Source organism: Methylobacterium variabile, from assembly GCF_001043975.1.
Classification (GTDB): Bacteria; Pseudomonadota; Alphaproteobacteria; order Rhizobiales; family Beijerinckiaceae; genus Methylobacterium; species Methylobacterium variabile.
This window is the reverse complement of sequence record NZ_LABY01000292.1, coordinates 1-5,013: the sequence shown is the minus strand read 5'-3', so window position 1 is coordinate 5,013 and position 5,013 is coordinate 1. Positions and strand designations below refer to the sequence as shown.

The window sequence follows — 5,013 nt, the reverse complement described above, 5'->3', positions numbered from 1 at the left end:
CGGGATCGCCCCGCCCTCGCCCACCCGCTCCGGGGCCGGCGGCTCGCCGGCGTGGAGGTGCCAGACCGGGTTGCCGAGCTTCAGCTTCGCATCCTGCCCCGGAAACTTCTCCAGGAACGACAGGTAGTCGTCGACGTGGCGCGGGATGACGTCGAAGTGCAGCCGCTTGGCCTCCCGCGGCTTGTTGTACATGAACAGCGCGAGGCTCTCCGGCGTGCCGTAGGCCAGCCACTCGTCGATGGTCAGGCCGTTGCCCTTCGACTTCGAGATCTTCTGGCCCTTCTCGTCGAGGAAGAGCTCGTAGTTGAAGCCCTCGGGCGGCTCGGCGCCGAGCACCCGGGCGATCTGGCCCGAGAGCTTGACCGAGTCGATCAGGTCCTTGCCGGCCATCTCGTAATCGACGCCGAGCGCCACCCAGCGCATCGCCCAGTCGGGCTTCCACTGCAGCTTGGCGTGGCCGCCGGTGACCGGGGTCTCGTAGGCCTCCCCCGTCTCCGGGTCGCGCCACACGATGGTGCCGGAGGACACCTTCACCTCCTCGATCGGCACCTGCATCACGTGCCCGGTGACCGGGTGGAGCGGCAGGAACGGCGAGTAGGAGGCGGAGCGCTCCGCCCGCAAGGACGGCAGCATCACCCCCATCACGGCGTCGTAGCGCTCGAGGACGGTGAGCAGGGTCGCGTCGAAGCGGCCCGAACGGTAGCACTCGGTGGCCGAGAGGAACTCGTAGTCGAAGCCGAACGAGTCGAGGAAGCGGCGCAGCTCGGCGTTGTTGTGGGCGCCGAAGCTGTCGTGGGTGCCGAACGGGTCGGGCACCGCGGTCAGCGGCTTGTTGAGGTTTTCCGCCAGCAGCGCCTTGTTCGGCACGTTGTCCGGCACCTTGCGCAGGCCGTCCATGTCGTCCGAGAAGGCGACGAGGCGGGTCGGCACGGAATCGTTCGTCAGCACGCGGAAGGCATGGCGCACCATCGAGGTGCGGGCGACCTCGCCGAAGGTGCCGATATGGGGCAGGCCCGAGGGGCCGTAGCCGGTCTCGAACAGCACCTCGCCTTTGCCCGTCCGCTCCAGCCGGGCGACGAGCTTGCGCGCCTCCTCGAAGGGCCAGGCGGGCGCGGAGGCGGCGGCCTCCGCCAGGGCGGGATCGATGCTGAGTGCGGGCATGAGGGTCGAGGCCGCGCGGGACGCGGCATTCCGGTGAGCGTGAAGGGAGCCCGGCACCCTATGGGCCGCGCTCCCGAGGGTCAACGCTCGCCGTTCAGGCGTGGGCGGGCTCGCGCGCGGACGCCCCGGCCTGCTGCTGGTCCTCCGCCATCAGGTCCGCGAGGATCTCGTAGGAGCGCAAGCGAGCCCGGTGGTCGTAGATCGCGCCGGCCACCATCAGCTCGTCGGCCTGCGTCCGGGCCGCGAGGGCGGCGAGCCCCTGGCGCACCGTCGCGGGCGAGCCCACCACCGAGCAGGCCAGCATGCCGGAGGCCTGCACCTTCTCGTGCCCCGACCAGTAGGTCTCGATGTCGTCGATCGGCGGCGGCAGCTGGCCGCGGGTGCCGCGGAAGATGTTGGTGAAGGATTGCTGGGCCGAGGTAAACAGCCGCCGCGCCTCGCCGTCGGTCTCCGCCGCGATCACGTTGACCCCGATCATCGCGTGGGGCTTCGAGAGCTGCGCCGAGGGCTCGAAGCGGGCACGGTAGACCTCGAGGGCCTGGATCAGCGCATCGGGCGCGAAGTGCGAGGCGAACGCGTAAGGCAGGCCCAGCATCGCGGCGAGCTGCGCCCCGAACAGGCTCGAGCCGAGGATCCAGAGCGGCACGTTGGTGCCGGTGCCCGGCACCGCCTGGATCACCCGGCCGGCATCGAGGGGCCCGAGCAGGGTCTGGAGCTCGAGCACGTCCTGCGGGAAGTGGTCGGAGGCCGCCGGATCGCGGCGCAGGGCCCGCAGGGTGCGCTGGTCGGTGCCCGGGGCGCGGCCGAGACCGAGGTCGATGCGGCCCGGATAGAGCTCGGCGAGCGTGCCGAACTGCTCGGCGATCACCATCGGGGAGTGGTTCGGCAGCATGATGCCGCCGGCCCCGACCCGGATCCGGTGCGTGCCCCCGGCGATGTAGCCCACCACCACCGCGGTCGCCGCGCTGGCGATGCCCGTCATGTTGTGGTGCTCGGCAACCCAGTAGCGGGTGAAGCCCCAGCGGTCGGCGTGCTGGGCCAGGTCGAGGGTGTTGCGCAACGCGTCGCCGGGCGTGGCGCCCTGCGGGATCGGCGCGAGGTCGAGAACGGAGAATGGCGGCATCGGCGGGTCCCGAGGTTCGTGAGTGCGTGTCCCCTGCTGGTGTTCAAGATTTGGCCTGCGACCGGCGTATGCAAGCGCGCCGGGCCGATGCGTGACATGCACGGGCAGCGCGGCCCGGAACGTCCGCGGGCAAGGCCAGCCCGCATACCGCCACTTCCGGCCGGGAGAGCGGGCGAAGGCGGTTGTCCATTCCGGTCTTTCTAAAACGAGACCTTGCCCGCTCTCGGGCTTTCTCCGATGCTGAGGCCCGTGCCCGCGACGACGACAAGACGGGCGATCCGGGGAGGACCCATGGCGGGCTTGTTCGATCTCACCGGCCGGGTGGCGGTGGTCACCGGCGGCAATGGCGGCATCGGGCTCGGGATGGCGGAGGCGCTGGCCGGCGCCGGCTGCGCGGTCTCGATCTGGGGCCGCGACGCGGAGAAGAACCGGCGCGCGCTCGATCGCCTCGCGGCGACCGGGGCTCCGGTCGCCGCGGAGGTTTGCGACGTGGCCGATGCGGAGGCCGTCCAGGCGTCCTTCGACGCGACGCTCTCCCGCTTCGGCCGGGTCGACGGGCTGTTCGCCAATGCGGGGGTGGCCGGGGGTGGCCGGCGCTCGTTCCTGGAGCGGGAGCCTGAGGAGTGGCGGCGCACCTTCGCGGTCAACCTCGACGGGGTGGTGGCGAGCTTCCAGGTCGCGGCCCGGCACATGGCCGAGCGCGCCGCGGGCGGCGACGCCTTCGGGCGGCTCGTCGCGACCTCGAGCGTCGCCTCGCTGCTGGGGGCCGCCCGCAACGAGCATTACGGCGCCACCAAGGGAGCGCTCAACGCGATGGTGCGGGCGCTCGCGGTCGAGCTCGCCCGCTACGGCGTGACCGCCAACGCGATCCTGCCGGGCTGGATCGAGAGCGACATGACGGCAGGCCTGATGGCGAACGAGAAGTTCGTGACCTTCAACCTGCCGCGCATCCCCGCCCGCCGCTTCGGCCGGCCCGAAGATTTCGGGGGCATCGCGGTCTACCTGATGAGCGGGGCGTCGGCCTACCACACCGGGCAGGTGCTGGTGATCGACGGCGGCTACACGGTGGCGTGAGGGCACGATGGCGCGCTTCACGGACAAGGTCGTTCTCGTCACCGGGGCCGGCAGCGGCATCGGCCGGGCCTCCGCCCTGCTGTTCGCCCGCGAGGAGGCAGCGGTCGTGGTGGTCGATCGCGATGCGGCCGGCGCCGAGGAGACCGCCGCGCTCATCGCGGCGGAGGGCGGCCGGGCCCTGGCGCTCGCGGCGGATGCCGGCCGCGAGGCCGACGTGACCGGCTTCCTGGCGGCCGCCGAGCGTGCCTTCGGCCGGCTCGACGCCATCCACGCCAATGCGGGGATCGGCGGCGGCACCGTGCCGTTCACCGAGCAGAGCGTGGAGCTCTGGGAGGAGGTCCTACGGGTCAACCTGATCGGCGCCTTCCTGGCGATCAAGCACGGGGGCCCGCTCCTCCTGCGCCACGGCGGCGGGGCGATCGTCTGCACCGCGTCCGTCGCGGGCCTGAGGGCCAACGCCGCGGGGGCGGCCTACAGCGCCAGCAAGGCCGGGGTCATCAGCCTGGTCCAGACCTCGGCGGAGGCCTTCGCGGGCTCGGGGCTCAGGATCAATGCCGTCTGCCCCGGCCTGATCGAGACCGGCATGACGGCGGGCCTGTTCGCCGCCTCCCGGGCGAAGGGCAAGGCGGACCGCATCGGCCAGCTCAACCCGCTGCGTCGGGCCGGCCTGCCCGAGGAGGTGGCGGCCGCGGCGGTGTTCCTGGCGAGCGACGAGGCCGCCTATGTCAACGGCCAGGCGCTGGCGGTCGATGGCGGCCTGTCGAGCACCCACCCGTTCGTGCCGCGGGCGCCCAAGGTCCGCGGGGACGGAGCGTGAGCCGGCCGCTCAGAACGGGCTGACGGGGAAGAACCGCAGGTACAGCTCGGCGTACTTGCCCTCGTCCCACAGGCGCTGAAGCGCGTCGTCGAGGGCGCGGGCCAGAACTTCGTCCTCCTTGCGGGTGACGAAGCCGATGCCCTCGCCGAAGTAGCGGTTCTCCAGGTAGTCGCCGCCCGAGAAGGCGCAGCATCCGCCAGCGTCGGTGCCACCGATCCACAGCGCCAGCGCCAGCCCGTCGCCGAACAGGTACGCGATCTCGCCCCGGCGCAGGGCCGCCTCGGCGGTGGCGAGATCCGGGTAGGTCTTCGGCGTGACGTGGAAGAAGGTGCGCAGGTAAGCCTCGTGGGCGGTGCCGGAGACCACGCCGACGGCCTGCTCGGCCAAGACCTTCGGGTCGGGGGCGGGCAGGCCCTTGTCGCTGCGCACTGCGAAGCGGGCGGGCCAGCGGAAGTACGGCCGGGTCGCCCGGTGGTCCGTTCGCAGGGAAGCAGTGAGCGGCACCGCGGCCGCCACCACGTCGCCCTGGTTGGCCTTGAGCGCGTCGAGCAGGGTGTCGAACCGGCGGACCTGCACGGTGCAGGTCAGGCCGAGCTTCTCGCAGGCCGCCCGGGCGAGCTCGACGGCGAACCCCGTCGGGTTGCCGTCCGGCCCGGCGAAGTGGAGCGGCGGGGATTTGTCGTCGGGCAGGGAGCGCACCCCCCCCCGGGCCCGCGGCGGGCCCCGCCGCCCCCGCCCGGGGCGCGGGGTTCCGGAAGTCGGGGTGGTCACCCGGTCGGCGGCCCCCCGCCCCGCGGGCCGCACCCGCACGGGCGCCCCCCAACCGCCGAGCAGAAGG

Annotated in this window: 5 protein-coding genes; 2 read left to right on the top strand and 3 right to left on the bottom strand. The window is 72.6% G+C overall.

What is annotated here, in order from left to right:
• The coding region (locus VQ02_RS31210) for a lysine--tRNA ligase (RefSeq protein ID WP_048448150.1) at nt 1–1,161 on the bottom strand (1,161 nt) is incomplete at its 3' end.
• Between the two features lie 94 nt (nt 1,162–1,255).
• Nucleotides 1,256–2,284 (bottom strand): LLM class flavin-dependent oxidoreductase, encoded by a 1,029-nt coding sequence (locus VQ02_RS31205; protein ID WP_048448149.1) that lies wholly within the window; start codon nt 2,282–2,284, stop codon nt 1,256–1,258.
• 291 nt (nt 2,285–2,575) lie between these two features.
• Between VQ02_RS31205 and VQ02_RS31200 the strand changes: the two genes are divergently transcribed.
• The gene (locus VQ02_RS31200) at nt 2,576–3,358 is read left to right on the top strand and encodes an SDR family NAD(P)-dependent oxidoreductase (protein WP_048448148.1); all 783 of its coding nucleotides are present in this window, start codon (nt 2,576–2,578) and stop codon (nt 3,356–3,358) included.
• Nucleotides 3,359–3,365: 7 nt separating this feature from the next.
• Nucleotides 3,366–4,175, top strand: coding sequence for an SDR family NAD(P)-dependent oxidoreductase (locus VQ02_RS31195; RefSeq protein ID WP_048448147.1), 810 nt, complete (start codon nt 3,366–3,368; stop codon nt 4,173–4,175).
• A 9-nt stretch (nt 4,176–4,184) separates the two neighbouring features.
• Here VQ02_RS31195 and VQ02_RS31190 read toward each other — a convergent pair whose 3' ends face one another.
• Complete coding sequence (locus VQ02_RS31190; RefSeq protein WP_063838527.1) at nt 4,185–5,009, bottom strand: transporter substrate-binding domain-containing protein; 825 nt, start codon at nt 5,007–5,009, stop codon at nt 4,185–4,187.
• Nucleotides 5,010–5,013 lie beyond the last annotated feature (4 nt).

Excerpts from the sequence above, each read along its gene's own strand:
- VQ02_RS31205 (WP_048448149.1), bottom strand. The coding sequence starts at position 2,284 with ATGCCGCCATTCTCCGTTCTCGACCTCGCGCCGATCCCGCAGGGCGCC.
- VQ02_RS31200 (WP_048448148.1), top strand. The coding sequence starts at position 2,576 with ATGGCGGGCTTGTTCGATCTCACCGGCCGGGTGGCGGTGGTCACCGGC.
- VQ02_RS31195 (WP_048448147.1), top strand. The coding sequence starts at position 3,366 with ATGGCGCGCTTCACGGACAAGGTCGTTCTCGTCACCGGGGCCGGCAGC.